Here is a 1,843-nt window from a genome sequence, read left to right on the forward strand (position 1 = left end):
ACTATGGACGAAAAATCATGAACCATGGTTAAAGCCTTCTTTTGAGTGATGTAATGCTCTAAAGCCAAATAAATAAGCGTAGACTTGGAAACACCACTTCGGGAACTTTCGGCATCAAGCCAGTCATTAATTTCTTTACTGATACGAGTGTTCACCCGAACCATTCCGTCACCTGTTTTCATTCAATCCCTCCTAAACTATAATTCTATCAATCAGACATCATTTTTACATCATTTTAAACAATATGGAGAAAGTTAGTCAAGCATTTTTATTTGCAAGGCGATTGCACAGCCACGCCGAGGGAACCCCGCATACGCGTCCCCCTCCGCCGTAGCTGAAGCAATTCGCCTGCTTAAATTCAAAAGCTGGACTTTACCCTCCTACCTGTTCAAAAAGTCCATACAGGCGAAATACGAAAGCCAGAAACGCAGCCAAAAAAATTGGTGCGTATAACTGGGCACTGTCACAAAAGGGAACGTCTTTTTGCGACACGAAAAAATATTCGTAATACGTTTATTTTAAAATTAAAAAGCTACACAAAGGCAATAGATACCAATGCATAGCTTTATAGTTTTCGTGTTATAATTTTATTAGGATTAATGTCTTTTGAGGTTATATTCCGCATATACAACCTCACCTAAGTATTCGCTAATGTAGGAGTTAGTGAATACTATTTTTTTATTTTCAAGATCATTTTCTTTCACGATCCGCCAGGCATCATCATTTTTAAAAACTTCTGGACGAGTTAATCCCTTACTGTATAAATACGCTTTCCTGCCGGCTAATCTATCATCCTCAACATCTTTCAACATGTACTTCACCATATAAGCGCCGACATTATCAACCTTCGAAATATTATTAATTCGAACAAACCCATGACGCCAAATTTTTGCAAGTTTTTCATTTGGTATGTATGGAAGATCTGACATCATGTGATAATGAATAGCACCTCGTTTTTGAAACTCAATAACCGCAATATACTTGAATGTGCCGTACTTATACCGCATCCTTTGAATGAATTGTTTGAACTGCTTATGCGCTGTATCTAAGCACTGCATATTCTCTGCAAAGGTAAGAGTAACGAACTTTGATTTATTATCAAAATTAGCTAAGCAGAGCCGCCTAATCATATTTCTACAACGAACTGAATTGGAACGGGTATAAGATTCTTTAGTCTTATTCTTGCATTCTCTAAGCCATTCTGGTGTTAAATCTATCATTTTTTGTTCTATAGGACACCAAACCAAATAATTATCATCGTCATCAATATCAAAATCAGGAATGACAGGGTCTTTTTCGTACTGGTAAACTTCGATAACGTGACCTGTCTTTATTAACTTCAAATATCCCAAAAAAATCCCCCTTCCTTTAACACTTTAAAGCGATACTCCGAATTTGATTTTAAAAATCCCAAACCCCTTGATACAAAAGGGTTTAGGGGCAGTTGAGTGCGAACATTTTTCGTCTAATGTGATACTACAATCAAGTTAAGTAAGAAAAAAAACTGCAAAGGCCACCGCTCCAGGCTACCCTTGACGCCGGGTCCCCAGTCCCTTTGGAAACCCTACGGGCGAGGAGATCGGGAGAAAACCACTCCCGCTCACCTCGGCAAAGCTTACCAAAGGGACCCCCCAGCATAAAGGGACGCTCCACTGCGTTCCGCTTACGCCTTGCGCTGATCAGCCTTTTTGGCATTAAAAGTAATCCCACAAGAATTATTAAGACACTTTAAATCAACCCAATTTCCATGCTCACCGATCACCTTTGTATTGCCGTCGCAGTAGGGGCATTTCATTCACCTGCAACCTCCTTCAATTTGCGATCTAAATGATCCAACTTGTCC

The 1,843-nt window shown here is 39.4% G+C and carries 1 protein-coding gene and 1 pseudogene; both read right to left on the bottom strand.

The annotated features are described in order from the left end of the window. Window positions 1-182: pseudogene (locus tag WD019_RS21525) on the bottom strand (hypothetical protein); the annotation flags it as partial. Window positions 183-596: 414 nt separating this feature from the next. Next, the gene (locus WD019_RS21530; protein WP_425712790.1) at window positions 597-1,352 is read right to left on the bottom strand and encodes a rolling circle replication-associated protein; all 756 of its coding nucleotides are present in this window, start codon (window positions 1,350-1,352) and stop codon (window positions 597-599) included. Window positions 1,353-1,843 lie beyond the last annotated feature (491 nt).

Source organism: Fictibacillus sp. Mic-4 (assembly GCF_049843615.1).
In the GTDB taxonomy this organism is placed as follows: domain Bacteria; phylum Bacillota; class Bacilli; order Bacillales; family Fictibacillaceae; genus Fictibacillus_A; species Fictibacillus_A gelatini.